20 protein-coding genes and 2 tRNA genes are annotated in these 25,925 nt (G+C 67.6%); 11 read left to right on the top strand and 11 right to left on the bottom strand.

The genetic code is table 11. From position 1 onward, the window contains the following. Positions 1 to 3 precede the first annotated feature (3 nt). Complete coding sequence (locus EDM04_RS18690) at positions 4 to 1,776, top strand: right-handed parallel beta-helix repeat-containing protein (RefSeq protein WP_206424438.1); 1,773 nt, start codon at positions 4 to 6, stop codon at positions 1,774 to 1,776. Here the strand turns inward: EDM04_RS18690 and EDM04_RS07105 are convergent. Both EDM04_RS07105 and EDM04_RS07100 read right to left on the bottom strand, forming a co-directional pair. Further along, complete coding sequence (locus tag EDM04_RS07105; protein ID WP_241154863.1) at positions 1,769 to 3,010, bottom strand: mechanosensitive ion channel family protein; 1,242 nt, start codon at positions 3,008 to 3,010, stop codon at positions 1,769 to 1,771. The two genes, EDM04_RS18690 and EDM04_RS07105, sit on opposite strands and share 8 nt — an antisense overlap. A gap of 129 nt (positions 3,011 to 3,139) precedes the next feature. Further along, the gene (locus EDM04_RS07100) at positions 3,140 to 4,519 is read right to left on the bottom strand and encodes a hypothetical protein (RefSeq protein WP_123620547.1); all 1,380 of its coding nucleotides are present in this window, start codon (positions 4,517 to 4,519) and stop codon (positions 3,140 to 3,142) included. Positions 4,520 to 4,697: 178 nt separating this feature from the next. Between EDM04_RS07100 and EDM04_RS18485 the strand changes: the two genes are divergently transcribed. Together EDM04_RS18485 and EDM04_RS07090 are read left to right on the top strand one after the other, a co-directional pair. Further along, a tRNA-Met gene (locus EDM04_RS18485) sits at positions 4,698 to 4,851 on the top strand. Between the two features lie 123 nt (positions 4,852 to 4,974). After that, complete coding sequence (locus EDM04_RS07090) at positions 4,975 to 5,469, top strand: HPP family protein (protein ID WP_123620545.1); 495 nt, start codon at positions 4,975 to 4,977, stop codon at positions 5,467 to 5,469. Positions 5,470 to 5,971: 502 nt separating this feature from the next. On the opposite strand, the gene EDM04_RS07085 is transcribed toward EDM04_RS07090, so the two are convergent. After that, complete coding sequence (locus tag EDM04_RS07085; RefSeq protein ID WP_123620543.1) at positions 5,972 to 7,111, bottom strand: zinc-dependent metalloprotease; 1,140 nt, start codon at positions 7,109 to 7,111, stop codon at positions 5,972 to 5,974. Between the two features lie 152 nt (positions 7,112 to 7,263). On the opposite strand from EDM04_RS07085, the gene EDM04_RS07080 reads away from it, so the two are divergent. Both EDM04_RS07080 and EDM04_RS07075 read left to right on the top strand, forming a co-directional pair. Then, positions 7,264 to 8,328, top strand: coding sequence for a M28 family peptidase (locus EDM04_RS07080; RefSeq protein ID WP_123620541.1), 1,065 nt, complete (start codon positions 7,264 to 7,266; stop codon positions 8,326 to 8,328). A 132-nt stretch (positions 8,329 to 8,460) separates the two neighbouring features. Next, positions 8,461 to 8,535 (top strand) — tRNA-Glu (locus tag EDM04_RS07075). A 161-nt stretch (positions 8,536 to 8,696) separates the two neighbouring features. On the opposite strand, the gene EDM04_RS07070 is transcribed toward EDM04_RS07075, so the two are convergent. The 3 genes from EDM04_RS07070 to EDM04_RS07060 form a co-directional block, all read right to left on the bottom strand. Next, on the bottom strand, positions 8,697 to 11,069 hold the full coding sequence (locus tag EDM04_RS07070; protein WP_123620539.1) for a family 16 glycoside hydrolase: 2,373 nt from the start codon (positions 11,067 to 11,069) through the stop codon (positions 8,697 to 8,699). A gap of 745 nt (positions 11,070 to 11,814) precedes the next feature. Then, on the bottom strand, positions 11,815 to 12,246 hold the full coding sequence (locus tag EDM04_RS07065) for a DoxX family protein (protein WP_123620537.1): 432 nt from the start codon (positions 12,244 to 12,246) through the stop codon (positions 11,815 to 11,817). Further along, entirely contained in the window at positions 12,243 to 13,289 is a 1,047-nt protein-coding gene (locus tag EDM04_RS07060) for a sialidase family protein (RefSeq protein WP_123620534.1), read from the bottom strand. Before EDM04_RS07060 ends, EDM04_RS07065 begins: the two co-directional genes overlap by 4 nt. Positions 13,290 to 13,408: 119 nt before the next feature. Here EDM04_RS07060 and EDM04_RS07055 point away from each other — a divergent pair, with 119 nt between their 5' ends. Beyond that, positions 13,409 to 14,437 carry a TatD family hydrolase gene (locus EDM04_RS07055; protein WP_123620532.1) on the top strand — a complete coding sequence of 343 codons (1,029 nt, stop codon included), beginning with the start codon at positions 13,409 to 13,411 and terminating at the stop codon, positions 14,435 to 14,437. A gap of 373 nt (positions 14,438 to 14,810) precedes the next feature. On the opposite strand, the gene EDM04_RS07050 is transcribed toward EDM04_RS07055, so the two are convergent. The 5 genes from EDM04_RS07050 to EDM04_RS07030 all read right to left on the bottom strand — a co-directional run bounded on the left by EDM04_RS07050 (position 14,811) and on the right by EDM04_RS07030 (position 19,578). Further along, the gene (locus EDM04_RS07050; RefSeq protein WP_123620530.1) at positions 14,811 to 15,704 is read right to left on the bottom strand and encodes a fumarylacetoacetate hydrolase family protein; all 894 of its coding nucleotides are present in this window, start codon (positions 15,702 to 15,704) and stop codon (positions 14,811 to 14,813) included. Positions 15,705 to 15,796: 92 nt separating this feature from the next. Beyond that, complete coding sequence (locus EDM04_RS07045; protein ID WP_123620528.1) at positions 15,797 to 16,186, bottom strand: Zn-ribbon domain-containing OB-fold protein; 390 nt, start codon at positions 16,184 to 16,186, stop codon at positions 15,797 to 15,799. Continuing rightward, the gene (locus tag EDM04_RS07040) at positions 16,179 to 17,351 is read right to left on the bottom strand and encodes a thiolase family protein (protein WP_123620526.1); all 1,173 of its coding nucleotides are present in this window, start codon (positions 17,349 to 17,351) and stop codon (positions 16,179 to 16,181) included. The genes EDM04_RS07045 and EDM04_RS07040 overlap by 8 nt, the downstream gene beginning before the upstream one ends. 3 nt (positions 17,352 to 17,354) lie before the next feature. After that, positions 17,355 to 18,569 carry a CaiB/BaiF CoA-transferase family protein gene (locus EDM04_RS07035; protein ID WP_123620524.1) on the bottom strand — a complete coding sequence of 405 codons (1,215 nt, stop codon included), beginning with the start codon at positions 18,567 to 18,569 and terminating at the stop codon, positions 17,355 to 17,357. A 244-nt stretch (positions 18,570 to 18,813) separates the two neighbouring features. Then, complete coding sequence (locus EDM04_RS07030) at positions 18,814 to 19,578, bottom strand: IclR family transcriptional regulator (protein ID WP_123620522.1); 765 nt, start codon at positions 19,576 to 19,578, stop codon at positions 18,814 to 18,816. A gap of 547 nt (positions 19,579 to 20,125) precedes the next feature. Between EDM04_RS07030 and EDM04_RS07025 the strand changes: the two genes are divergently transcribed. Genes EDM04_RS07025 through EDM04_RS07005 form a run of 5 tightly spaced genes read left to right on the top strand, consistent with a single transcriptional unit; the run spans position 20,126 to position 25,923 of the window. Further along, the gene (locus EDM04_RS07025) at positions 20,126 to 21,040 is read left to right on the top strand and encodes a sugar phosphate isomerase/epimerase (protein WP_164471104.1); all 915 of its coding nucleotides are present in this window, start codon (positions 20,126 to 20,128) and stop codon (positions 21,038 to 21,040) included. Further along, positions 21,040 to 21,906 carry an SDR family NAD(P)-dependent oxidoreductase gene (locus EDM04_RS07020; RefSeq protein ID WP_206424437.1) on the top strand — a complete coding sequence of 289 codons (867 nt, stop codon included), beginning with the start codon at positions 21,040 to 21,042 and terminating at the stop codon, positions 21,904 to 21,906. Before EDM04_RS07025 ends, EDM04_RS07020 begins: the two co-directional genes overlap by 1 nt. Then, complete coding sequence (locus tag EDM04_RS07015; RefSeq protein ID WP_123620518.1) at positions 21,893 to 23,212, top strand: ABC transporter substrate-binding protein; 1,320 nt, start codon at positions 21,893 to 21,895, stop codon at positions 23,210 to 23,212. The genes EDM04_RS07020 and EDM04_RS07015 overlap by 14 nt, the downstream gene beginning before the upstream one ends. Before the next feature lie 11 nt (positions 23,213 to 23,223). Next, positions 23,224 to 25,173, top strand: coding sequence for an ABC transporter permease (locus tag EDM04_RS07010; protein ID WP_123620516.1), 1,950 nt, complete (start codon positions 23,224 to 23,226; stop codon positions 25,171 to 25,173). A 3-nt stretch (positions 25,174 to 25,176) separates the two neighbouring features. Continuing rightward, positions 25,177 to 25,923: an ABC transporter ATP-binding protein gene (locus EDM04_RS07005; protein WP_123620514.1), complete on the top strand. Its 747-nt coding sequence runs from the start codon at positions 25,177 to 25,179 to the stop codon at positions 25,921 to 25,923. Positions 25,924 to 25,925 lie beyond the last annotated feature (2 nt).

Raw genomic sequence — 25,925 nt, 5'->3', positions numbered from 1 at the left:
GTCATGCCAAGGGAAGCGAACCCACCGGACGACGCGCAGGACGGATACTCGCGGCGGAAGTTCCTCCAGCGGGGCGTCGGCGGGGGGTTCGCCTTCGCCGGCATCGGGGGCGTTCGGACGGGAACCGTCGGCGACTACCAGCTCCCGAAGACGATCGCCGAGCCGACCACCGTCGACGAGTCGGGGAGATACCTCCTCGAAGACGACGTCTCCGCGGCGGGCGAGGGGATCGAAATCGCCGCGAGCAACGTGACGATCGACGGACGAGGACACCGGATCGAGGGGGACGGGGAGAGAACGGGGATCAAAGTGCGGGACGGCGCGCGCGGCGTCACCGTCGAGAACCTCACGGTGCGGAACTTCCGGCGAGGCGTCGACGTTCGCTGGGGCGCCTCTCTCACGCTCGATTCCGTGACGGTCGAGGGGAACGCCGCCGCCGGCGTGCGGAGCGAGGGCGGGGCGGAGATCGCGTGCGCGGACTCGGCGGTCCGTGGGAACGGAGGTGTCGGGATAGCGGTGGACGACGGCCGCGTCTCGATACGGGACTGCGAGATACGGGAGAACGCCGGACGAGCGCTCGTCGTCGAGTCGGGCGCTCGCGCGACGACGGTCGTCGAGGACTCCGTCGTCGCGGACAACGGCGGCGGCGTCCTGCTGCCGACGACCGCCGGATCGAGCGTCGAGCGGACGCTGATCGAGACGAACGACGGCCCGGGAGTGGAGACGGCCCCCGTCGGTCGCTCGCGGACCGAGGGTGACGACGGCTGGGCAGGCAAGACGACCCTCGTCGCCCGGTCGCCGATCGAGGCGACCGGCGGCTCGGGAGTCGAGAGGGCTCCTCCCGACGGTCCGCAGCTCGACGATCCCGTCCTCGTGCGCCGCTGCGACGTTCGGGACAACGCCGGCCCGGGCGTCGAGCACACGAACGGCTTCCTCGAAGTGCGAGGGTGCGTCCTCGCCGGGAACGAGGCGGGGTACAGACTGCGGGCGGCCGCCGCGTTCGAGGCGCGGCTCCGGCGCAACGTCGTCGAGGGCAACGAGGCGGGCGGTGCGGTCGCGGACGCGGCGTCGTTCCCGAAAGCGGTCGATGCGACGTGTAACTGGTGGGGCGACGAGACGGGCCCCAGCCACCGAGACAATCCCCTCGACGACCCGAGCGGGCAGTCGGTGAGCGACCGCGTCGAGTTCCTGCCGTGGAGCGCCGACCGGCCCGAAAACGCCGGTCGATCCGAGGACGCCGACCCGGCCGAAGACTCCGACTCCGCCGAGGACTCCGACCCCGCCGAGGACTCCGAACGATCCTGCACCGGCGGTCTCGAGACCGGCGAGGGCGGCGTCGGCTACGTCTCGGAGAAGTCGTACCGACGGATCACGGGCGCCGATCCGTACGGCGGGGGGTGCTGGGACGGGACGTTCTACCTGACCGATCCGTCGGATATCGATCCCAACGGATACGGTGATTCCGGCGCGATCGTCGGAGAGGACGAGCGGTTGGCGGAGGGGCACGTCATCCGCGCCGAGGCGGATGCGGTTCCCGTTACGCTCCCCACGTGGGGCGGCGAGCGGGGCGACTGCGAGTCCGTGCTGTTCGTCGAGCTGAACCAGCCGCTCTCCGCCGATCGCGCGTACCGAATCGCCGACGTTCACGGCCCGTCGCCCTATCGGGAAGACGTCGACACGAACGGGTTCTCTGAGACGGTCGACGCCGTGGTGCGGATAACGTTCGAGCCGGTGGAGCCGGAAGCGTCGGTCGACGGCGCGACGCCGCTCAGGTAGGGCGGTCGCTCGCGCGTCCGACGCTGCCGCCGGACGAGCGCTCGTCGTCGGCGTCGACACGCTCGACGCGCTCGACGGTCTCGTCCGTCTCCGCCGTCCCCGGCGGGTACGACACGGTCCGCTGCGGGTACGGGATGGAGATCCCGGCGTCCGCGAAGCGGTCCTGTATCATCTCGACGGCGGTCGCCTTCGAGCGCCACCGCGCCTGCGGGGTCGGCGGCTCGATCCAGAAGCGGAGGTCGAGTAAGATTGCGGAGTCGCCGAAGCCCGAGGGGATCACGTACGGCTTCGGGTTGTTGGCGATGGTTTCGATCTCGGTCAGGACCGCCTCGGCGATCTCGCTGGCCTCGTCGGGGTCGTCGTCGTACCCGATCCCGACCTCCATGTGGATCCGGAGCCGGCCCTCGCGGCTCCGGTTCGTGATCGCCTGGTTGGTGACCAGGTCGTTGGGCACCACGACGTACTCGCCGTCGAAGTTTCGCATGTGGGTGTTCATGATGGTGATGTCGGTGACGAACCCCTCCTCGTCGCCGATCTCCACCCAGTCGCCGATCTCGAACGGGCGCGCGAACATCAGGACGAAGCCGGCGATCAGCGACCCGAGCGTCTGGCGGGCCGCCATCCCGAGCACGATCCCTAAAAAGCCCGCCCCGACGAGCAGCCCGCCGAGGTTCACGCCCCAGATCCCGAGGACGGTTACCCCCGCGATCACCAGCACACCGACCTGCATGATCCGGCTGAGGAGCTGCTCTTGGTGGGCCGTGATGCGGTCGCTGTCGGCCGAGAGGTCCTCGACGTACTCGTCTAACACGTCGCTCGCGACGTAGGCGGCACCGAGGAGCAGCGCGGAGAGGAACGCCTGCGCGCCGATCGCGAGCGCGTTCTCCGCGACCGGAAGCACCGCGATCACGATCGCGAACCGTCCCCACAGCGCTAAGATCGCGACGGCGGCGAGCGCGAACAGCGCGAGCTGGAGGAGGCCGACGAACAGCCGCAGCGCGAACGAGACCGGAACGGCCTCGCGCATCGTCTCTATCGAGCTTTCCGCCCGCCCGTCGAGGAACCGTTCCAGCCAGCGCGTCGCGACGCGCTCTGCGGCCCGGACGACCCGAGGGAGGAGCAGCCAGCCGACGGCGAGCGTCGCGAGCAGGATCCCGGCGGTCACCGCGACGCGGGCCTCCGTGGTCGCGACGCTCCCCAACAGCGCGTCGAGGCGCGTCAGTTGTGCGGTCACTGTCCGACGGTTTTCCCTCGTAGTTAAAAATGGACTCCTGCAACTATCGCCCGAGAGAACCGGGGGCGGAAAACCGGGGGCGGAAAGGCCGGATCGGCGAGCCCGAGATCACCGACCGCCGAGCCGGGGTCAGCGACCGCGGCGGAGCTCCTCGATCAGCTGTTCGATCAGCGCGGACTGCCTGTCGAGGCGCTCGGACTGCTGCTCGACTGTGTGGCGCAGCTCGGCCACTTCGGTCGCGAGGTCCTCTCCCTCGACGCCGGCGCTCTCGAACGGCGAGCCGTCGAAGGCGTCCGCGTCGGCCGGCCCGGGTTCGTCCGGTGCGTCGGCGGCGCCCGCCGGATCGGCCGCCCCGGTCGACGCGATCTCCTCCGCAGTCGCCTCTCCCGCCGCGTCGTCCGCGAAGTCGGTCGTCGATCCCGCCGCCGGGTCGGCCTCGGCAGCCGAGTCCGTCACCGGGTCCGCGACCGAGTCGTCGGAGAGCGGGTCGTCAGCCAGCGGATCGTCGTCGAGCGGATCGTCGCCGAGCGGGTCGGAGTCGATCGCGCGATCGGCGGTCGATTCCTCGACGGTACCCGTTCCCGCACCGACCGCACCCTCGTCTACCGACGCCCCGCTTCCGGACGCGGGTTCCGTCCCGTCCTCGTGGGGCGTTTCGGGTTCCGCCTCCGCCACGGATCCGGCTTCCGGGGTCGCCCCGGATCCCGACTCCGGAGCCGTCTCGTCGCCCGATTCCGGAGGTGCGTCGGCCCCCTCCGCTTCCGCCTCCGCGTCGGCGACCGGCGACGCCGACAGCGGGTCGGGGCCCTCGCCGAAGTCGGTGGTGCCGCCGGCGTCCGCTTCCCCGGCGGCCGCCTCGTCGTCGCCTTCCTCGGCGACGGTCACGCGGAACTCCTCGAGGCTGTCGACGCCGTGATACGTGCAGACGGCGTCGACGAGCGTCTCCCGGACCGCCCGGGCGGACTCGTTGGGGGCCTTGAACCGCTCGGAGCGCCCGCCGTGGGTCAACACGACGGCGGTGGCGACGGTCCCCTCCTCGAAGTCGAGGTCGGTGATGTCGTCGTAGGCGAACTCCTCGAACTCCTCGTCCCAGACGGCGGAGCCGACGTGTTTGACCAGCCGGTCGCTGGTGACGACGAGCGTGAGCTCGGAGAAGCGGAAGGTGCGGACGACGGACTCGCCGGGCCCGGTGACGCCCGTCGCGGAGAGGACGCCGGCGAGGATCGGGTGGAGCACGTCGTCGGCGCGCTTGGCCGGCACCGAGATCGTCTCGTCGCCGTCGAGGCCGTAACCGAGGGTGAGTTTCGCCTTGCGGCGACCCGTCGAGACCGCGATGCGCTCGACGTCGTGGGAGTACTCCGCGACCGACTCGTCCGACAGCAGGCCGTCGCCGCGATAGACGAGCGTCCGCGTCGGCGTGACCGCGAGTCGGTCGGCTCCCCCGAGCGGGACCTCGGCCACGACCTCCTCGTCGCCGACGGTCCCCGCGAGCAGTTCGGGAAGGCTCATACCGCGGAGATCCGACCCGTCGGCCATAAATCCGCGGGGTCCGCGTCGACCGTGGTCGCGGAGGGGTCGGAATCGGATCGATCTCGCCGCCGGATCGCCCGCGGCGACTCTGTCACGGGTTCGCAACCTTCCGACGGATGGGAAGGTTAAAGGGTATCATCGCGGTACGAAAGGGTGAGGCCGGGTGGCTTAGCTGGACATAGCGCCGCACTCATAGGGTTCGGAGATTCGGTGCGGTGACGCCTTGGAAGCGTCCGCGTCCTTCCCGTGGCTCCGCCGAGCCTCGGACCTGGGACATGCGGAGATCGTGGGTTCGGAGCCCACCCCGGCCACTCAGTTTTCATATCCCGAGCGGCGTCGACATCTCGTCGCGGGTCACGACCGATTCTCCGAGCGCGACGTCGGCCGATACGCCGGCCGAAACGCCTACCCATCAGCGACGCGACGGCGACCGTATGCAAGCTCGCGACCTGATGGAGTCCGACGTGAAGACCGTCTCGCCGGACGACGACGTCGCCGACGTGTTCAAGAAGTTCGCTCGCTACGAGTTCAGCGGCTTCCCCGTCGTCGACGACGAGGACCGGCTGGTCGGCGTCGTCACCGAGTCCGACCTCGTCGACCTGTTCGAGCCCGACGACGAGACGCTGTGGATCCCGATCGGGCTTCCCCCGTTCGTCGACACGCTCACCTATCAGGTGAAGGCGCCGTGGGCCGACCTCGACCTGGGCGTCGACATGGTCCGGAACGCGGACAAGCCGATCTCCGAGGTGATGAGCACCGACGCGGCGACCGTCTCGCCCGACACCGACGTGAACGAGGTGCTCGATCTGCTCTCCGGCGACGACCCGAACATCAACCGGGTGCCGGTCGTCGATGATGACGGGAGAATTGTGGGGATCATCGCCCGGCAGGACGTCATTCGGGCGTTCCGCGATAAGCGACTGGCGTGAGGATCGGTGGTGTAGTGGATCGGCGGTGAACACCGCCAAAGCCCCAGCCGTTCGCTTATAAGCACCTGCCGACGGATCAGCGGTGAACATCTCCAAAGCCCCAGCCGCGAGGCCGTACGTGAGTGACGCTATCGGTGTCGCCGACGAGACCTCCAAAGCCCCAGCCGCTCGGCCGTACGTGAGTGACGCTATCGGTGTCGCCGACGAGACCTCCAAAGCCCCAGCCGCGAGGCGGGCAGACGCTCGCTGCGCTCCTCACTCGTTCGCTCCACTCACACGTTGCGATGCTTGCGTCGCCTCTGCCCGCCTCGCGGCTGCCCCTTTGAGTCCCGCCCCGCACAGCACCGCAGCCTCACGCCTCCCCAGCCTCGTCGGGCGCGTCTGTCGGGCTCCCCTCGGTCGCCCTCGTCGCGCCCGACTCCCTCGCGCGTGCTCCTCGCGCCCTTATCAGGGCGCTCGCAGGCACGCGCCACCGCATTCATTTTGTTCACCGATTGACCCCTCAGGGATCGACGCGCACCAGCCACGCCGCGGGATCGTCGAGTTCGGCGCGTGTCGGGAGATTCTCGGGACGCTCCCAGACGGCGCCCGCCGCCTCGATCCCCCGGGCGTCGACGACCTCGCGGAAGAAGGCGGCGCCCTGCTCGTACTGCCGGCGCTTCAGTCCCAGCCCGAGCAGCCGGCGCGCGAGCCGCTGAACGGGGTTCCCCCCGCCCCGACGCTCGTCGAGCTTCCGGCGGAGGTCGGCGTACTCGCCGTCGAACGCGCGGTCCATCAGCACCTCGGCGTACCCCTCGACCGCCGTCATCGCCGCCTGCAGCTCCGCGAACGGCTCGGTGTCGAGGGCGTCGACCGGGAGATTGCCCGCCGTCAGTCCGCCGCGGCCGGCCTCTCCCGCGCCGCCCGTGAGCCCCTCGATCCCCTGCTCGACCCGCGATTCGAGGTACTCGGGAAGCCACGGCGCCGCGCCGAACTCGGCCGCGTGCGTCACCTCGTGGAAGGCGATCCAGCGCCTGAATCGCGGGAAATCGACGTCGAGCGACCTCGCGACCTCGACGATGTTCGGGTGGACGAAGTAGAGCCCGTGGTCGGCGTCGGGCTCGTCGGCCAAGAGCAGCGGGTCGTACTGGCCGAGCACGTTGCGCGCGAGGAAGCCGAGCGTGAACGCCATCGATCCCGTGTTCGCGACCCGCGAGACGTCCCGGACGAATTCCCGCGTGAGGTCGCCGCTCGGGAGGCCTACGGGCCCCCCGGTGGGCTCGACGATCCCGCCGCTCGACCCGCCGACTCCGCCGGCTGGGTCGCCGATTCCGTCGGTCGCCCCGATCGACTCCCCGTCCCCGGTCGCGGCCGCCTCGATCGGCGCCATCACGTTCCGGAACGTGCCGACGCTGGCGTCGATCCAGTGATGACGGTTCTGCACCTCGATCGCGTCCGGCACGTCGAACTCGAGCCCCGCCACCTCGCGGAGCCGGGCCCGCGCATCGCGCACGTCGGTCGCGTACCCCGCCCGGTCCGCGTCGGTGAGCGCGAGCGATCCGGGGTCGGTGCCCTCCTTCGCGGCGGCCGCCGCCCGCTCCCAGTCGACGACGCCCGGCCCGCTGGCCTCGGAGACGGTTCGGAGGCTTCGGAGAATGTCCATGCGAACCGGAGGGGAGCACGCCTCAAGTCCCTTGTGTCGGTGGAGCTGTCAGCGCGTTCCGCGATCTCGCCGCTCCGACGCTCCGAACCCTTCCACCGTCTCGCCGCCCCGTATCGGCGGTTTCTTGCCGACCGCCGGATTCAGCCACGCGTATGCGCGGCTCCCAGAGAGCGTTCCTCGACGATCTGCTCGCGACCGCCAGCCCCTCCGGCTTCGAGACCCCGAGCCAGCGGGTCTGGACCGACTACGTCCGCGGCTTCGCCGACGAGGTCTCCGTCGACGCCTACGGCAACGCCGTCGCCGTCCACGAGGGCGACCCCGACGCGCCCACCGTCGCCCTGACGGGCCACGCCGACGAGATCGGCTTCATCGTCCGCGACGTGCTCGACGAGGGCTTCCTTCGAATCGCCCGGATCGGCGGCTCCGACCGAACCGTCTCGAAGGGCCAGCACGTCACCGTCCACGCGGACGAGCCGGTCCAGGGCGTGATCGGGCAGACCGCGATCCATCTGCGCGACGCCTCGACGGACGAGTACGAGGAGATCGCCGGCCAGTTCGTCGACATCGGCGCGACCGACGCCGAGGAGGCCGGCGAACACGTCGAGATCGGCGATCCCGTCACGTTCTCGACCGAAGTGGAGGAGTTGGTCGGCGACCGGATCGCCGCCCGCGGGATCGACAACCGGACAGGCACGTGGGCGGCCGCGGAAGGGCTCCGGCGCGCCGCCGAACGCAACGCCGACGCCACCGTCTACGCCGCCTCCACGGTACAGGAGGAGGTCGGGCTCAAGGGCGCGCAGATGGTCGGCGTCGACCTCGACGCGGTGGACGCGTTCGTCGCCGTCGACGTCACCCACGCTACCGACAACCCCGACGTCGACCGCGAGCACCAGGGCCCGGTCGAGCTCGGCGCCGGCCCCGTGATCGCTCGCGGCAGCGCGAACCACCCCGTCCTCGTCGACCTCGCGCGCGACGCCGCCGACGCCGCCGACATCGACGTGCAGCTGCAGGCGGCGGGCTCTCGGACCGGCACCGACGCCGACGCCTTCTACACCTCCAGAGGCGGCGTCCCGTCGCTCACCGTCTCCATCCCGAACCGCTACATGCACACGCCGGTCGAGGTGGTCGACACCGGCGACCTCGACGCCGTGGCCGACCTCCTCGCCGCGATCGCCGAGGACGCGGGCGACGCCGCCCCCTTCGCGGTCGACGTGTGAAGTCGACGTGAGCGACGCGTTCCGTCGGCGACAGAGAGACTTCTGGCCACGGTAAACCGGGACATGGCGGGGGCGAAACGGAACTGTTTTACAATATCCTGCCGTACCCGTAATTGCGTCGAACGGACGTGCGCTCTGGTGGTGTAGTCCGGCCAATCATATCACCCTCTCACGGTGATGACCTGGGTTCGAATCCCAGCCGGAGCATCCTCATTCGACCCCTTCTCCCGATTTTCGTCGTGAATAACCGGAGGTTAACCCGGGTTCTGGATCGTTTCCAGGAACGCGAAAGAACCGCTCGGCGACCGGCAGTTCCTCGACGCCCGAAATAAACAGAAGCCGCGATGAGGCGGGTGAGCCCGAGGCGATCAGTCGAGCGATCGCGCCCACGTGTTGCGGAACTGCATCCGGCTCCCCTCTTCCGTGAGGCGGAGCGGCAGCTCCGAGTCGTGGGCCTCGTACTCGTCGAGCGAGCCGTCGGCGTTCGGCCCCTCGACCTGCAGTCGCGTCTGGACGGCGACGCCGTTCAGGAACGCGGTGGTCTGGGCCTCCCGTACGAGGTCGCCGTCCTCGAACCGCGGCCCCTGCCAGACTATGTCGAGCTGCTGCCACTCCCCGGGGCGACGGACGGCGTCGTGGTGGGGCGGCGCCTGATCGACGTACGCGCCCGCCCACTCGTCAAGGTCGACGCGGTTCATGTAGGTGTCGAGGATCTGGAGCTCGTACCGCCCGAACAGCAGGACGCCGCTGTTGCCCCGGTCCGTGCCGTCTCCCTCGACGTCCTCGGGGACGCGGAACTCGACGTGGATCTGCGCGTCGCCGTACGCCTCGTCGCTGGTCCAGTCGCCGTCGCCCGGTTCGAGCGTGAGCTCGTCGTCGATCAGGAGGTCGGCGTCGCTCGGCGCGTCGCCGGGCTCCTCGCCGGGCTCGATCTGCTCGGGGTGGTCCGGGTGGTCGAGGTCCGTCGCGGCGTCGCGGTCCGGCCAGTCCTCGCGCTCCTCCCAGACGCCCCGTTCGCTGTCGTAGTCCGGCACGTCGCTCGGGTCGTCGATCTCGACGGGCGACTCGGGCAGATCGCGGTACCAGACGTTCCGGTAGTGCACCTCGTCGGTCTCCGCGCCGTGGTCCTGCAGAACGAGGGGCGCCTCCTCGAGGAAGTTCCCGTCGTCGTCCTGCGGGTGCGGGTTGGTATCGTTGTCGAACTCGTCTTCGAACAGATCGACCCAGTAGTTGGGTCCCGGAACGTCGAAGTGGTTGATGACCGCGACGCCGTTGAAAAGCACCGTTAGCTGCGGATACCGCTGTAGCTCCCCGTCGTCGAACCGGGGGCCGCGCCAGAGGACGTCGTACGCGTTCCACTCGCCCGGCGGGTTGATCGGCAACACCAGCGGCACGGCGCCGCCCTCGGGCGAGGCGAGGTAGAACGACCCGGCGTAGCCGCTCGGGTAGGTGGGGTTGTCGTGGCTCTGGAGCACCTGAATCTCGTAGGTCTCCATCAGGAAGACGCCGCTGTTCCCCGGGGTCTGTCCGTCGCCGTCGTTCTCGACGTCGACGTAGCCGTCGTACTCCTCGGGGACGCGCCACTCGAGGTGCAGGTGACAGTCCCCGAACGCCTCGCCCGTCCGAACGTTACCGGAACCGAGGTTCACCTCGAAGTACTCGCCGTCCTCGGCCTCGTTCCACTCCGCCTCGCTCCCGTCGGTGTGCTCCCAGCCCTCGAGCGTCGCCTCGTCGCCGTCCCAGAGGACCGTCGCGTCCGACGGCGGGTCGCCGCTCAGCCCGTCGTCGCCCGGAACGACGCGCGGGGGTCGCTCCTGTGGGCCGTTTATCCGGTCGAGGTACTCCGCGCCGTAGTAGAGGGAGTGAACCGGCTCGGGCGCCCCGTCGTACTCGTAGATGAGGTAGTCGACGTCCGTGTTGTTCCGGGCGACGTTCGCGAGCGCGGTCATGTTAACGTCGCCCTCGCCGATCTCGGTGAACTCCCCGTCGGCGGTCATGTCCTTCATGTGGAGCGACCCGACCTTGTCCCGGTGTCTGTTGAGGACCGCGACCGGGTCGGCGCCGCCGACGAGCGCCCACCCGACGTCCAGCTGCAGGTGGACGTTGTCGTTGACGTGCTGGGCGAAGATGTCGAACCCGAACGTCCCGTCTATCGTCTGGAACTCCTGGTCGTGGTTGTGGTAGCCGAACTCCATCCCCTCCTCGGCGACCCTGTCCGCCATCTCGTTGACGCGCTCGGCCCATTCGACGATACCGTCTTCGCTCTCCCACGTGCCGTCGCCCTTGTAGGCGTGGATCAGCGCGTCGGCACCGAACTCGGAGTACGTCTCGATCGTCTCCTCGAAATTGTCCTCCAGTTGCTCGATGCCGACGTGGGCGCTGGACAGTTCGAGCCCGGTTTCCTCGAGCGCGGTAGCGACTGCCTCCTCGTCGTCGATATAGTACGGTTCGACGGTGTCGTAGCCCGCGTTGGCGCTCTCGTAGACGAGCTCCGCGACCGACAGGTCGGAGTTGTTGTACGTCCAGAACTGGGTGGAGGTCGGGATCTCGCTTCTCCCCCGTCCGGGATTCTCACTCCCGCGCCCCCGTCCCTCGCCTTGCCCCTCGTCGGGCTGTGCCGTTCCGAGTCCCGCGAGGGAACCGCTCATTCCGACAGCGCCGATTCCCTGCAGCACTCTCCGGCGGTTCGCCGTTTTTCGCCCGTTTCCACTCGCTTTCTCCGTTTGATCTGAGTCGCTCATGTTCTTGCTGGTAGCACCCGACCCCTCCGTCGGGCAACACGTCCATCAGGAAAATACGTGATAAGTATAGGCTGAATTACTACTTTTCAGTAGGTGAAAAATCTGCTAATCTCGACGTATCATCCTGTTGCAGGACGTGAGATCGGGGTCGAGGAGAAAGAGATCGCTCGCGTGCAGCTCGCCCGCCACGCCGTCGATCAGGATGGTACATCCGGTTCCGCGCCGCGATGGTGACCGCGACGCCCCGACCGTGGGTGAGTACGCATGAGCAGCGGAATAGAGACATACCAAATTGGCATATACAATATATTTCCGATACTTTTCTAGACGACTGCGTACCGAGCGGGATTCAAACTCGGGACCGATCTACCTCGGCTCGTCGAGAAAATCGCTTTAGACGGTTGTAGACGAGAGATACCGCCGTGATTCGTCTCCTCGGTCGATCGTTTTCAGCGTTATTTTTAAGAATATTTAGATCCCTTCCAGATGGCCTTAATCCACTATTATAACCGCGTATACTGGTCGAATATGCGATATTCAGAAGATATGAGTGAATTATACAGACCTATTCGCGACTATTAATTGAATAAGTTCAGTATGATTTGCTGATTTGGGAATACATATTTAAAATCATATGATCACACTATTACCTGCTTTCATATGAATTCCGCGCTCCAGAGACGCCGGAGCGGAAACTCGATCGCTCGGGTCCGATCGAATCGGTTGGCGAGTCAGTGCGAGCGCCTCACTCCTTGTCGGCGGCGTCGAGGAGCGTGATCGCGCCGCCGAGCAGCGCGAGGTTCTTCAGGAAGTTGATCTTGTTGTCGTGGCGTTCCTTTCCTTCCATCGTCCAGAAGTCGTGGATCGCTGGAGTGGTGCCGATGAAGAACGTGACGAGCGCGCCGGCCGACAGTCGGGGGAGCTTCCAGAAGACGACGCCGAGGTTGGCGACGAACAGCATCCCCGTGACGAACGGGACGAGCACGTCGGGCATCGGCACGCCCTTCGCTTCGGCGACCTCGACGCGCTTTGCGTTGTTCTTGAACCCGTCGAGCGCCATGTACGCGAGGACGCCGGCGTACAGCGCTCGACCGATCGCGGACGGAGGGTTGCCGGTCGATTTCGGGTCGGCGACCGGCTTCGACTCGCCGGTCCGCTCGCCGTCGGTCACGCTCACACCACCTCGATGCGGCTGACGTTCGCGTCGATGCGTCCGACCGTCTCGTAGCTCCCGTCGTCGGTCCGGCGCATGATCCGGCCCTCCACGTCGTCGCGCTGGTCCGGCACGTCGAACAGCCCCGACCCGCAGATCACGTCGCCGTCGTACACGTCCCACGTCTCGACGATCTCGTGGGGCTCGCCGGGGAAGGAGACGCGCTCGAAGTCGCGACCGAAGTTCGTCGACTCGAACAGCGCCACCCCGTGGTCGTCGTTCACCCAGGCCGGCGGCGCCTCCTCGCCGCCGCAGAAGAAGACGGTGCCGTCGTGGACGAACACGCGCCGGACGTACGAGAAGTCGTTGCCGGTGTCGATCCGCGTCCACGACTCGCCCGCGTCGGTGGTGCGCCAGAGCCCGCCCTCGCCGACAGCGTGACCCAGTCCCAGATTCTCCAGGTTATGGTCGAGGTATCCCGTCGCCGCCAGCCAGACGTCCTCCGAGATCGGCAGGATCTGGTGGACGTCGTCGACGATCGTATCTCGTCGGTCGGTCCACGTCTGTCCCCCGTCCGCGCTCAGGTGGATCCCCCCCGCCTCGACGCCCGCGATCAGCCGGTCCGGACGGCCGGGAACCGCCTGGAGCGCCCGCAACCGAGCGTAGTGCGGGTCGATCGGCGACTCCCAGTGACCGCGCGACGGGAGCTCGCGGAACCCCTTCAGTTCGGTCCACGTCTCCCCGCCGTCGACCGAGCGGAAGATGTACGGATCGTTCGTCCCGGCGTAGAGCGCGCCGTCCGCGGTCGCGAGGATCGACCAGACCTCGCTCTGTCCCGCGTGCCAGAACCGGTCTCCGAGGGGAACGCCGAGGTCCGCCCACGTCTCGCCGCCGTCCAGCGAGCGGTACGCCCCCGTCGAAGATGCGACGAAGACGCCCTCGGTGTGGTCCCACGACTTCACGGCGGTGACGACCCCGCAGTCGAGCACTTCGCGCGCCTCGCCCCGATCGAACGGGACGCCGTCGACGCGGTACAGACCGCTGTCTGTTCCGATCAATAGTGGCATATCCGATGTGAGACGAGGAGCCACAATAAAGGTTCTCAATGTGTACACCTAAGTGGTCTCGGGGCAAGACGGAGGTACACCGATCACGGGGCGATTCGCCTCGCTCGGACCCACAACTCATGACGGGCTCTCACCCGACGAAACGCCCGACTGACGCGGCGTACTTAGACGAGCGAGACGGCGGCGATGCCCCGACGCTCGACCCGCCGCGGGAGCTCCTCACCCTCCCGTGGATCGACATCCACAACCACGCGCACACGCTCTCGTGGGACGACCGGGAGCGGTACGCCCTCTCGGGCTGTCGGTCGATGATGATGGTCGCGTCCGGCTACCACTGGACCCCCTATAAGCCGGTCGAGGCCGACGACATCCGCTTCCTGTGGGACGACGCGATCAACCGCCGCGAGGCGATCGAGCGCAACCACTTCTTCGAGGCGAAGCTCGGGCTCGGCGTCCACACCGGCGTCCGCATCGAGAACCCCGACGAACTGCTGGACGCGATGGACGACTACTGCGCGCTCGACGAGGTCGTCGCCGTCGGCGAGACCGGCGTCGTTCCCTCCCAACACGTCGAGCGCTGGGGGGTAGAGGAGCAGCAGGCCGTCGTGCAGGCCCAGATGGAACTCGCGCGGGACCACGACCTCCCCGTCCTCCTCCACACGCCGAACACGTCGACCGACGCGAAGCGCTCCTACCGCGACGGCCTCGGGGTCACCCCCGGCTACGAGAAGAACACGGGCCTCGGCGCCGACCCGGTCCTCGACGGCGACAACCCCGCGCTGGAGTCCGTGAAACGCGACGTGGCGGCCGCGCGCGACGCCCGGCTCCCCGAGGAGCGCGTCGTCGCCTCGCACGCCGACGCCAACAACACCGCGTACCTGATGGAGGAGACCGACTGCTACCTGAGCTACACGATCGGCCACTCGTGGCTGGTCGGCGTCGACGCCGCCGACGTGGCGAACGCCATCGACGAGTACGGCCCCGACCGGGTCATGGTCGACACCGACTGCGCGAACGTCCTCCGGACCGACCCGTACGCCCTCAAGCGCGCGATCTTCGAGCTGTACCGGTACGGGATCGACGTCGACGACATCCGACAAGTGGTACTGGAGAACCCCCGCGAGGTCTTCGGGTTCGAAGAAGAGTAGTCCGCGATTCTCGCCGGTGGACCCCCTATCGGCGTCTCGTTCTTCGCGCAGATATTTGAGTGACAGCGACGATCCCCTATAAACCGACACTGTGCGGTGGCGCGTGCCTGCGAGGCCGCACCGCGGCCGAGCAGCACGCGCGAGGGAGTCGCGACCGAAGGGAGCGACGAGGCTGGGGCTTTGGAGGTGTTCACCGGAGAGGAGTCGAACACGTTGTACCGAGCGGCTGGGGCTTTGGAGGTGTTCACCGGAGGGGAGTCGAACACGTTGTACCGAGCGGCTGAGGCCTTGGAGGTGTTCACCGCGCTAGCAACGAGCCATAAACAGCCTCCGACGAGGCCACTCAGACACTTATAAAGAGCCGACGCGCCGTTTACTCCCCGTCGAACGCGAACTCGGTCGTCAGCTCGCCGACCTCCTCGACGCCGATCGTGACGCTGTCGCCGTCCTCCAGCAGAACCGGCGGCTCGCGGTACACGCCCACGCCCGGCGGCGTGCCGGTGAACAGCAGGTCGCCCGGCGTGAGCGTGAACGCCTGACTGCAGAAGGAGACGAGCTCGTCGATCCCGAAGATCAGGTTCGCCGTCGTCGACTCCTGGAGCCGCTCGCCGTTCACGTCGGCCCAGATGTCCAGGTCGTGCGGGTCAGACACCTCGTCGGTCGTGACGAGCTCCGGCCCGGTCGGCGCGAACGAGTCGAGGCTCTTCCCGCGGACCCACTGCCCGTCGCCGTGCTGGAGATCCCGCGCCGACACGTCGTTGCCGACGAGGAAGCCGGCCACGTGGTCCATCGCCTCTTCGGGATCGACCCGGCGCGCCTCCTCGCCGATGACGACGACCAGCTCCGCCTCGTAGTCGACCTTCTGCGTGAGGTCGGGGTCCCACGAGACCGTGTCCTCCGGCCCCGCCACCGTCGTCGGGAACTTCGAGAAGAGCACGGGCTCGTCGGGGATCTCGTTGTCGCCCTCCTCCGCGTGGTCGCGGTAGTTGAGCCCGACGCAGACGACCTTCTCCGGGTCGGAGACGGGCGCCGCCCGCGAGAGGTCGGCGGCGTCGTAGACGCCGACGCCCGTCTCCTCGGCGTACTCGATCGCCAGCTCCGCCTTTCGACGACACTCCCACGCTTCGAGGAGGTCGCTCGTCTGCGGTCCGAGGTCGACGCCCGCCCCGGCGCCCGCCTCGGAGAGCTTGACGACCGTCTCGTCTCCCGTCGCCACGCCACACCACGGCTGTTCTGCCGGCTCCGCTCGGTATTGTCCGACGCGCATACGTGTGGTACTGATTCGGTGGCGTAATAATAGTGCCTGTGCGAGGCGGCGGACGGGGCACCGACCCCGAGCGGTCGTTCAACGCCGACCGATCACTCCTCGTCGGCGATCGCGGTCAGTCGCGGGTCCGTCGCGTCACCGCCCTCTCGGAGTCGGTGCGCGCCCGCGAACGCGACTCGGTCGCCGACGGCGACGTCGCCGTCGACCAGCTGCGCGGTCAGTCGGACCTTCCCGAACCGGGCGATCCCGAGGTGGTTCGGACTGCGGACGTCCGGGGGCGTCATCTCGACCGTCGTCCGGGCGACGAGCACGCCCTCGCCGAGCTCGTACGTCCCGATCGTCCGGCCCGAACAGTCCGGACAGCGGTGTCGGTCGTAGTACCACCTGGCGCCGCAGTCGTCGCAGACGAACGCGCGGTCGACGGGGACGCCTTGCTCGGCGGGTCGCTCTCCGCCGGTGCGTCCGCCGGTCGTCTCACCCATGCCGGACCACCGTGCAGACGCTGTTGTTCCCGAACCCCGCGACATTAATCGCGAAGCCGACCTCGGCGTTCGCCACTTGGCGCTCGTCGGGGAGGTCGCCGCGGAGCTGCCAGACCAGCTCGACGAGCTGGGAGAGCCCGGTCGCGCCGAGCGGGTGCCCCCGCGCTTTCAACCCCCCGCCCGGGTTCACCGGGAGCGAGCCGTCGATCGCGGTCTCGCCGTCGAGCGTGGCCTCCCACGCGGTGCCGGGGTCGTAGAACCCCAGCTCCTCCAGTTCGAGGAGTTCCAGGATCGTGAACGCGTCGTGAATACACGCCACGTCGACGTCGTCGACGGTTAGTCCGGTCCCGTCGAACGCCCGCTCGCCGGCGGTCCGAACGCTCTCGATGGCGAGCGGATCGTCGCGCTCGGCGACGGCGTGGGTCCCCGTCGCGCTCCCGATCCCCTCGATCCGGACGCTCCGGTCGCCGCGGCGGCCGTCCCCGTCCCCGGCGCTCCCCTCGGGCGAGAGGACCAGCGCGGCGGCGCCGTCGGTCATCGGACAGCAGTCGTACAGCCGGAGCGGGTCGGCGACGACGGGGGAGTCGAGCGCGTCCTCGACGGTGATCTCCTTCCGGAACTGCGCGACGGGGTTGGCGCTCGCGTTCCGGTGGTTCTTCGCCGCGACCGCCGCGAGCGACTCGCGGGGCGCGTCGTAGCGGTCGAGGTACGCCCCGGCCGCGAGCCCGCCGAACGACGGGAGGGTGAGCCCCTGCCGGTACTCGCGGTCGTGGACGAGCCGGCTAATCGATTCGGTGACTTCGGGGGTGTCGCGGACGGACATCTTCTCGACGCCGACGACGAGCGCGACGGATTCGTTGCCGCCGTCGACCGCCTCCACCCCGCGGTGGCACGCGCTGGCGCCGCTGGCGCTGGTGTTCTCGATCCGGTCGGCCGAGACGCCCTCGACGCCGAGGGCGGAGGCCAGGGCGTTCGCGACGCCGGCGCGCGTCCCGAGCGACTCCGCGAGCGCGTTGCCGACGTGCAGCGAGGTGACCGCCTCGCGCGAGTGGTGCGAGTCGGCCAGCGCGCGGTCCGCGGCCGTCGCGGCGAGTTCGAGGATCGACGCGTCGGCGGCGGCCCGGAACTCGGTCATCCCGACGCCGGAGATGGCGACTCCGGTCATCGCTCAGCGCTCGTCGTCGGAGCCGAACGCGCCCGCGTCCGCGAGCTCGTCGATCTCGGCGTCGGAGTAGCCGAGCTCCCGGAACACGTCGCGGTTGTGCTCGCCCAGCGTCGGGGGCGCGCGGTCGAACCCGCTCTCCGCGTCCCCGTACCGCAGCGGGTGTTCGATCACCGGGATCTCGCCGAGCTCCGGGTGTTCGATCTCGGTCACCGTCCCGCGCGCGTCGATCTGGGGGTTGTGCAGCGCCTCCTCGACGTCGTACACCGGGCCCGCGGGGACCCCGGCGTCCTCGGCGATGATCTCGATCCACTCGTCGGTCGTGTGCTCGGCGAGCGTCTCCTCGATCTCGGCCTCCAGCTCGTCGAGGTGGTCGACCCGGTCGGCGTTCTCCTCGAACCGGTCGTCCTCGGGGAGGTCCGGCCGGTCGAGCGCCTCGCACAGCTCCCCCCATAGCTTCTCGTTGAGGATGCAGATATTGATGAACCCGTCCTTCGTCTCGAACGTCTGGTACGGGGCGAGGACGGGGTCCTTCGTCCCCATGCGTTTGGTCTCCTCGCCGGCGAACACCATCCCGGCCTGCTTGGTGAGCCACGGCAGCGTCGCTTCGAGCATCCCGAGGTCGATGTACTCGCCCTCGCCCGTCCGCTCCCGGCGATACAGCGCCGTCATCGTCCCGAACGCGGCCCACATGGCCGTGATGAGGTCCGTCATCGGCAGCCCGACCTTCACCGGCTGACGACCCTCCTCGCCGGTGACGCTCATGATCCCGCTCATCCCCTGAATGAGGAGGTCGTACCCCGACCGCTCGCGCCACGGTCCGGTCTGGCCGAACGCGGAGATCGCGAGGTAGATCAGGTCGTCGTTGTACTCGCCCAGCGTCTCGTGGTCGACGTCGAGCCGCTCTGCGGTCCCCGGCCGGAAGTTCTGGATGAACACGTCGGCCTCCTCGACGAGTTCGTAGAGCGCCTCCTTGGCCTCCGGGTTCTTCAGGTCGAGTTCGAGGCTCTTCTTCCCGTAGTTCAGCGACCAGTAGTACGGCGATTCGCCCTTGATAAAGGGCGGCCCGGAATGGCGCACCGCGTCGCCGTACCCCGGCTGTTCGATCTTCACCACCTCGGCGCCCTGATTCGCGAGCATCGCGGAACAGAAGCCGCCGGTGACGAAGGTGGAGAGGTCGAGGACCTTCACCCCCTCGAGTATCTTTCCCGTGTCGGTCATGTTCGGTGCCCCTCGGTAGTTGCGTGCGTCGCGTGTTCGCGTGTCATGGGTTTGTGTCGTGAGCTCGTGTGTCGTGAGCTCGTGAGCTCGTGTGTCGTGAATTTGCGTGTCACGGTCTCGTGCGTCACGGACTCGTGGACGGTCGCGGGTCGGGTTCTGATCGTCGCGCGCGAAGCCGGATCCGCGATCTTGTTGGATTCCGTGTACGACACGTCGGCGTATCGGGTAGTAAAACTATCGCCGGCTACGTGTGTTCGATGTGGAGTTCGAGCTCGTTGGCCGCCGCCAGCACCGTCTCGCGGATCTCGTTCTCCAGGCGGTCGGTCCGAAGTCTCGTTCCCGGTCCAGAGACGCTCAGCGCCCCGATCACGTCGTCGTCTCGCCCGCGGATGCACGTCCCCATGGCGTGGACGCCCCCCGTCGACTCCTCGATGTTCAGCGCGTACCCCCGATCGCGGACCTCCGCGAGGGCCTCCCGAAGCTCCTCCCGGTTCGTGATCGTGTTCGGCCCCGTCTGCTCGAACTCGAAGGCGTCGACGAGCGGCTCCCGCGTCGACGCCGGCAGGTTGGCCAGGATCGCCTTCCCCGCGGCGCTCGCGTAGAGGGTTCCCCGCCGACCCATGTGCGCACCGGTCTGTACGGGATTCTCGCCGGTCTCCGTGTAAATGTACACGCGTTCGAGCCCCTCCCGCACGATGAACTGCGCCCGCTCGCTCGTCTGCTCCGCGAGGTCGTCCACCTTCGATTTGATCATCTGATATTCTGGGATCTCTCGCTGTAGATCGCCGCCGACGGTGAGGAACTTGAAGCTCAGTCCGTACTCGTTCCCGTCTTTCACGACGTACCCGTGCTCTTGGAGGGTGAACAGGTGCCGATGCGCCGTACTTCGGGTCATCTCGGCCTCGTTACCGACCGCTTCGAGCGTGAGCGGTCCCCGATCGAACAGCAGTTCGACGATCTCGAGGCTCTTCGCCGTCGTTTTGACCGTCGACGCGGGCGGGTTGTTCATACCGTTGTTACCGGCTAATCGTACTTAAACATCCCGTATATTCAGATATAAATAAAAATCGGTGGCAGTGAGCGTGATCCGAATCGATCCGAGACGACAAAAATCGCATATACTCGGACACCCGTTCGGTTCAGGGTCGATCGACGCCAGCCGTCGCTCCGTGCGCTCGACACCTCGAACCGGCGTCGATCGACGTCTGCCAAGCCGGACGGCAGTAACGACGATAGAAATTACAAACATATGTGTGTAATGTTTGAGTCAACTAATCCGATACATAGATCCCGTATTCTGAACGACCGATATCGGCCTTGGTACCTATAGAATTCGGGACTAAATTACACAAACCGTAGATCAACGGATTGCAATCTGTCTCAATATGCGGGATTATGCCTTTCGAACACACCGATTCCGTCGGTTCGGGGAATCGGGTGACGCGAGGTGTCGGGAGAGCGACCTCCTCGTGTCGCTGCCGGACCCCCGTGAGTGGCTTGAGGGCGTGGCTCCGGCCGGGCACAACGTTAAGTCGGTGCGAGTGAGACTCACAGCCATGCACTTGGCGGTACAGACGCTACCGTTCGAGGAACCGCTCGAATCCACGCTCGAATTTCTCGCCCCGTTGGGCGTCGAGAGCATCGATTGGCGCTGTGATCCCGACGAGTATTTGGACGCGGAGACGGACCAAGCGGAGCTTCTCGAAACGGTCCGCGCACACGGGATGGAGATATCGATGCTCGGCGTGACCGGCTACAACCCGCTTCACCCCGTGTCGGAGCAGGCAGACGCGGCCGACGAGCGACTCCGGAAGACGATCCGACTGGCGGATCAGCTCGGCGTCGACACCGTCTCCGCGTTCTCGGGCCTGCCGGGCGGTCACCCCGACGACCGGACCCCGAACTGGACCGCGACGCCGATACCGCCCGGCGACCAGCGGGAGCGCTTCGACTACCAGTGGGAGGATGTGGCGATCCCCTACTGGACCGATCTCGGGGCGTACGCAGACGACTACGGGATCGACGTCGCCATCGAGATCCACGTCAACACGCTCGTCAACAGCCCGGCGGCGCTCCGGCGGCTCCGGGACGCCACGCACGACCGGATCGGCGGGTACCTCGATCCCGGCCACCTCTGGCTCCAAGACATCGATCCCGTGGCCTCGGTCCGGTACCTCGCGGAAGACGACGCGCTGTTCCACGTCGAGGCGTCCGACGTGCAGACCCACGAGGCGAACCTCGCGGTCAAGGGGCGGTGGGACATGACGCCGCTCGACGACGCCGAGAACCGCCCGTGGTCGTTCTGCCCGATCGGGTACGGACACGACGAGGAGGCGTGGCGGGAGATCGTCACCGCCCTCGATCTAGTCGGCTACGACGGGCCCGTCAGCATCCAACAGCTCAACACGCCGCAGCCGCTCCACAGCGGTATGGAGCATTCGACCGCGTTCCTCGACCGGGTGTTGATCTGATGGTTCGATCGGACGACTCGTCCATGCTCGGGGACACCACCGCGTTCGTCACCGGAGGGAGCCAGAACATCGGGCGGCGGATCGCGCTGACCCTCGCCGACTACGGGGCGAACGTCGCCGTCGCGGCCCGCGGCGAGGGGATCCACGAGACGGTCGAGCTGATCGACGATCCGGACCGGGCGATCGCGGTCGAGACCGACGTGACCGACGTCGATTCGATCGAGTCCTCGGTCCGGGAGACCGTCGAGGCGTTCGGCGGCCTCGACTGCGTCGTCAACGACGCGGGGATCGCCGGCCCCACCGCGCGTATCGACGACACCACCGTCGACGACTGGGAGCGGACGCTCGACGTCAACCTCCTCGGGCAGGTCCACACGGTGCGGGCCGCGGCGCCGCACCTCCGGGAGAGCGCTCGCGGGCGGGTCGTGAACATCTCGTCGACGGCGGCCAAGGACGTGCTTCCGAGCCGGTCGCCGTACAACGTCTCGAAGATGGGCGTCATCGCGCTCACCCGCTCGCTGGCGCTCGACCTCGGCGACGACGGCGTCACGGTCAACGCGGTCTGTCCCGGCGCGACCTCGGGGGACCGGATCGATAACTCCATCGAGCAACAGGCGGCGAATATGGGTGTCTCGTTCGAGAAGGCGAAGGAGCGCCTCTTCACCGGCGACGCCGCCCTCGGAACGCTCGTCGACGAGGAGGACACCGCGGAGGCGGTGGCCTTCCTCGCCTCCGAGCGCGCGCGCGCCACATCTCAGGACAGGCGATCAACGTCGACGCGGGGTCCTGCTGGGAGTAGCGTCCGATACCTCAAGGCGAAGGTTTATCATATATCACTATTATTGATTCGTTATGCGACCGAGTGACAATACGCGCAGACGCACCGTTCTCAAACGCGCCGGCGGCGGCGCGCTCGGCGCCGCCTCGCTGTCGCTGCTCGCGGGCTGTGCGGACGACGGAGGCGGGGACGGAGACGGAGATGGAGACGGAAGCGGAAACGGCGACGGAGACGACGGCGACCTCAATAGCGGCGACGTGGGCGACAACCCCGTTCGGATCGGCTTCCTCATCCCGCAGACCGGCATCTTCGCCGCCCAAGGCGAGGCCATGGAGCGCGGCGCGGAGACGACGCTTCACCAGCTCAACGAGGAGGTCGGCGGCATCCTGGACCGCGACGTGGCGGGGTTCATCGAAGACACCGAGGGCGACCCCGGTCAGGGGCGGGACATGGCGCGTCGACACGTGGAGACGAACGACGTGGACGTGCTCATCGGGGCCGTCTCGGGCGCGGTGAACCTCTCGATCGCGGACTACGCCCACGACGAGGGCGTCCCGTACTTCGCGTACGGGGGTCCCGAGGAGATCACGGGCAGCGAGTGTCGCCCCACCACCTTCCGGTACCAGTACTCCGACAGTCAGATCGCGCGGACCGGCGCGAAGTGGGCGCTGGAGAACCTCGGCGAGAACGTGTGGATCCACGTCGCCGACTACGCGTTCGGCCAGTCGATCAGTCGCGAGTGGAAGAAGGCCTTCGAGGCGTCCGACCTCGAGTACAACATCGTCGACGAGACGCAGACGCCGCTTGGTCACGACGACTACTCGTCCGTCCTCAGCCAGATCCAGTCCTCCGAGGCGGACTGGGTCCTCCAGGGGTTCAGCGGGTCCGACGCGGTGAATTTCTTGAGCCAGTCAACCCAGTTCGGCCTCGAACAGGACATCATGAGCACGACGAACACCTACCGCCCGCTCCGGGAGGGGGCGGGGAGTTCGGCCGTCGGGACCTACACCACGATCCGCTACGAGCCGACGTACGATACCGAGGCGAATCAGACGCTCGTCGACCTTCATACGGAGCTTCACGACCAGCCGCCCACCGACTTCGCGCTCGTGATCTGGAGCAGCCTCCTGCGATACGCGGAGGCCGCCGAAGCCGCTGGCTCGGTGGAGACGGAAGCGATCATCGGCGAGCTCGAGGGGATGGAGAGCGAGGAGCCGATGGGCCCCGCGACGATGCGCGAGTGCGACCACCAGGCGATGCGCAAGGGGTTCGTCGGCCGGATCACGGAGCCGAACGAACACGACTGGCCGGGTCAGGAGATCGTCGGCGAACTCGGTGCCGAAGAGGTCACCCGTCCCTGCACCGACACCGGCTGTGAGATGCCGGACCTCTAGCGGCCCCCGCCATGATCGCATCTCAATCGCTGCCGCTGTTAGCCTTCATCAGCGTGGAGCAAGCGGCGTTTCTGCTCTTAAACGGACTGGCGCTCGGCGTGCTGTACGTGTTGATCGCCGCGGGGTTCGCCGTTATCTTCGGGATCACGGACGTACTCAACTTCGCGCACGGCGCGTTCTACATGGTAGGCGCGTACCTCACGCTCGCGGTCGTCGACGCCACGGGGAGCTTCTTCGTGGCCCTCATCGTCGGTCCTATCGCGGTGGCGGGGATCGGTGTGGTCGCCGAGCGGCTCACCCTCTCGAACATCTACGACCGGTCGCCGCTGTATCACGTGCTCATCACCTTCGGCGTCCTGCTCATCGTCACCGAGCTGGTGGAGATCGTCTGGGGGACCGGCACGCAGTTCTTCCAGACGCCGGAGCTCCTCGCCGGGGCGGTCCAGGTCGGTCCGATCGCGTACCCGAAGTACCGCCTCTTCACCATCCTCGCGGGCGCGGTCATCGCGCTCGGCACGTGGCTTCTGATCCGGTACTCGCGGTTCGGCCTGATCCTCCGTGCGGGCGCACAGGACCAGGCGACGGCGCGTCTCATGGGCGTGAACATCAAGAAGTACTACACGCTCACGTTCGCGCTCGGGACGTTCCTGGCCGCGATCGCCGGCGGGCTGGCGAGCCCGTTCCTGAGCGTCAACCCGGAGATGGGGAACGGCGCGCTCATCATCGCGTTCGTCGTGGTCGCGATCGGCGGGCTCGGGAGCTTCGCCGGGGCGGTCGTCGCGGGGCTGCTCGTCGGGTTCACCCAAGCGGCGGTCGACACGTTCGTCCCGGCGCTGTCTGGGTTCGTGTTCTACATCCTGCTGCTCGCCGCGCTGCTGATCAAACCCGAGGGGATCCTCGGCGACTACGAGATCCGAAAGCACGCGGCCAAGCTCTCGTACGACGAGCGGATCCCCCCGGTTCCGCTGACCGACCGCCGCGTCCTCGCGCTTCTCGGGGCGCTCCTGCTCCTCCCGGTGGTCGGGCTCAACACGGTCATGAGCAGTTACGGCGTCGGACTGGTGGCGCTCATGTTCATCTGGGGGATCTTAGCGCTCAGCCTCGACACCGTCACCGGGTACACGGGCCTGATCTCGTTCGGCCACGCGGCGTTCTACGGGGTGGGGAGCTACGTGGTGGCGCTGACGACGCTGAACGTCACGAACTCCTTCCTCCTCAGCATGGGCGCCGCGATTCTGGTCGCGGCGTCCATCGCGTGGCTGGTCGGCGCCATCTCCGCGCGGCTCTCCGGGCTCTACTTCGCGATCATCACGTTCGCGATCGGGCAGCTACTGTATCAGATGTCGGTGTCGTGGAGCGGCCTGACGGGCGGGAGCAACGGCCTCTCGATCGACCGCGTCGAACTGCTCGGGTTCGTCGACGTGTCGGACACGGTCACGTTCTACTACCTCGCACTCGCGATGCTCGTCGCGTCCTACTACGTCGCGAAGCGCATCATGGACTCGCCGTTCGGGCTCCAGCTACAGGCGATCCGCGAGAGCGAGCGTCGCACGACGTTCCTCGGCTACAACACGAACATGGCCAAGCGACGGATCTTCGCCGTCTCCGGCGCCCTAGGAGGGGTCGCCGGCGGGCTGTTCGTCACGCTCCAGACGTTCACCAGCCCGGAGACGCTGTTCTGGGTCGTCTCCGGGGACGCGCTGTTCGCCATGGTCCTCGGCGGCGTGGGAACCCTGTACGGACCGATCATCGGCGGAGCGGTGCTGATCGGGCTCGACCAGATCCTGACGATCTACTTCGATCACTGGCGGATGCTGCTCGGGCTCATCCTGATCGTGATCGTGCTGTTCGCGCCGCGGGGGCTCGTCAGCTTCTACGCGATCGGAGCGGAGCTGCTCCGCGGGGAACGGGGGCCGTTTGGAAGCGCCGAACCGGAACCGGTCGAAGAGAGGGGTGACTGACAGATGTTGGAAACACGAAACCTCACGAAGACGTTCGGTGCACTGACCGCGGTCAACAGCGTCGACCTGACGATCGAGCGCGAGGGGATCCACTCCATAATCGGGCCCAACGGCGCCGGGAAGTCGACGCTGTTCCACCTGTTGACGGGGTACCACCAACCGACCGAGGGGACGATCCGGTTCGAGGGCGAGAACATCGAGGGGAAATCCCCGCGGACGATCGTCGACAAGGGGATCAGCAGATCGTTCCAGATATCGGATCTGTTCGACGGCCTCACGGTCGAGGAGAACGTCCGGATCGCGACGCAGTCGCTCGACGAGAACCGCAACTCGGTCTGGAAGCGGTCTGACTCGATCGACTCGACGCGGAAGGCCGAGACGCTCATGGAAGACCTCGACCTGACGGAGTTCGCCGACACCCGGGCGGACGCGCTCAGCCACGGCGACCGTCGGAAGCTCGAGGTGGGATTGGCGATCGCCGTCGAGCCGGACCTGATGCTCTTGGACGAGCCGACCGCCGGGATGGGGAACGAGGGATCCGCCAAGATGGTGCAGACGATACGGCGGATCGCGGACGAGCGGGACATCAAGCTCGTCCTGATCGAACACGACCTCGAGATGGTTATGGAGATCTCCGACCGGATCACCGTACTCAATCGCGGCGCGATACTCAAGGAGGGCGATCCCGAGACGATACAGGCGGACGAGGACGTGCAGGAAGCGTACATCGGCACCGGGGAGGGGGAGTGACG

Source organism: Halorubrum sp. CSM-61, from assembly GCF_003781945.1.
Lineage (GTDB): Archaea > Halobacteriota > Halobacteria > Halobacteriales > Haloferacaceae > Halorubrum.
The sequence above is the reverse complement of the archived record's forward strand: the minus strand, read 5'-3'. Positions and strand labels throughout refer to the sequence as shown.

Bases quoted from the DNA above. Each gene is read 5' to 3' on its own strand.
- EDM04_RS07020 (WP_206424437.1), top strand. From the start codon at position 21,040: ATGGTTCGATCGGACGACTCGTCCATGCTCGGGGACACCACCGCGTTC.
- EDM04_RS07080 (WP_123620541.1), top strand. From the start codon at position 7,264: ATGCGCGGCTCCCAGAGAGCGTTCCTCGACGATCTGCTCGCGACCGCC.
- EDM04_RS07090 (WP_123620545.1), top strand. From the start codon at position 4,975: ATGCAAGCTCGCGACCTGATGGAGTCCGACGTGAAGACCGTCTCGCCG.
- EDM04_RS07045 (WP_123620528.1), bottom strand. From the start codon at position 16,186: ATGGGTGAGACGACCGGCGGACGCACCGGCGGAGAGCGACCCGCCGAG.
- EDM04_RS07055 (WP_123620532.1), top strand. From the start codon at position 13,409: ATGACGGGCTCTCACCCGACGAAACGCCCGACTGACGCGGCGTACTTA.
- EDM04_RS07035 (WP_123620524.1), bottom strand. From the start codon at position 18,569: ATGACCGACACGGGAAAGATACTCGAGGGGGTGAAGGTCCTCGACCTC.
- EDM04_RS07030 (WP_123620522.1), bottom strand. From the start codon at position 19,578: ATGAACAACCCGCCCGCGTCGACGGTCAAAACGACGGCGAAGAGCCTC.
- EDM04_RS07070 (WP_123620539.1), bottom strand. From the start codon at position 11,069: ATGAGCGACTCAGATCAAACGGAGAAAGCGAGTGGAAACGGGCGAAAA.
- EDM04_RS07040 (WP_123620526.1), bottom strand. From the start codon at position 17,351: ATGACCGGAGTCGCCATCTCCGGCGTCGGGATGACCGAGTTCCGGGCC.
- EDM04_RS07060 (WP_123620534.1), bottom strand. From the start codon at position 13,289: ATGCCACTATTGATCGGAACAGACAGCGGTCTGTACCGCGTCGACGGC.
- EDM04_RS07015 (WP_123620518.1), top strand. From the start codon at position 21,893: ATGCGACCGAGTGACAATACGCGCAGACGCACCGTTCTCAAACGCGCC.
- EDM04_RS18690 (WP_206424438.1), top strand. From the start codon at position 4: ATGCCAAGGGAAGCGAACCCACCGGACGACGCGCAGGACGGATACTCG.
- EDM04_RS07010 (WP_123620516.1), top strand. From the start codon at position 23,224: ATGATCGCATCTCAATCGCTGCCGCTGTTAGCCTTCATCAGCGTGGAG.
- EDM04_RS07100 (WP_123620547.1), bottom strand. From the start codon at position 4,519: ATGAGCCTTCCCGAACTGCTCGCGGGGACCGTCGGCGACGAGGAGGTC.
- EDM04_RS07005 (WP_123620514.1), top strand. From the start codon at position 25,177: ATGTTGGAAACACGAAACCTCACGAAGACGTTCGGTGCACTGACCGCG.
- EDM04_RS07085 (WP_123620543.1), bottom strand. From the start codon at position 7,111: ATGGACATTCTCCGAAGCCTCCGAACCGTCTCCGAGGCCAGCGGGCCG.
- EDM04_RS07050 (WP_123620530.1), bottom strand. From the start codon at position 15,704: ATGCGCGTCGGACAATACCGAGCGGAGCCGGCAGAACAGCCGTGGTGT.
- EDM04_RS07025 (WP_164471104.1), top strand. From the start codon at position 20,126: ATGCACTTGGCGGTACAGACGCTACCGTTCGAGGAACCGCTCGAATCC.